The following is a 532-nucleotide window of genomic DNA, read 5'->3' as shown; positions in this document are numbered from 1 at the left end:
CCAGAAGACTGGTCGGTTTCAGAAGAGGAAGCGTAATAAACTTAAACTGCTGCCACGCACCCGCTCCGTCAATTCTGGCCGCCTCGTAATACGTCTCGGAGATCGCCTTGATCCCTGACACAAACATAACCATGTAGTATCCCGCCATACTCCAGACAGTTACAAAGATCACTACTCCCATGGCATTGTTCGGATCAGTCAGCCATTTGACCGGCGTTTTATCCATCGCGGTCAGTAAGTAATTCACCAGCCCAAAATCCTCACCCAGCAAGAAACGCCACGTAAGCCCGACGATAATCGTGGAAATCATGGTCGGCCAGTAAAACACCGCCCGGAAGAAATTGCTCCCGCGAATCCCTCCGGTCAGCAGAACCGCCAGTCCAAGAGCCGCCACATAGACAGATGGTACTGATACAAGTGTAAAGACCAGCGTTCTCACAAATGAGTTCCAGAAGCTCTTATCCCCGAAAAGCGTCACATAGTTTTTCACCCCCACAAACACCTGGGGATTTACGCCATCCCATTTCGTAAG

The 532-nt window shown here is 50.6% G+C and carries 1 protein-coding gene; it reads right to left on the bottom strand.

Annotated features, from left to right (window positions below):
- Positions 1 to 490, bottom strand: a 490-nt coding sequence (locus NE664_13155) for a sugar ABC transporter permease (GenBank protein MCQ4727580.1), incomplete at its 3' end; no start/stop codon positions are given.
- Between the last annotated feature and the right edge of the window lie 42 nt (positions 491 to 532).

Source organism: Anaerotignum faecicola, from assembly GCA_024460105.1.
Taxonomy (GTDB): Bacteria; Bacillota; Clostridia; order Lachnospirales; family Anaerotignaceae; genus JANFXS01.
Note: the sequence above shows the minus strand (reverse complement) of the source record. Positions and strands in the feature narration are given on the sequence as shown.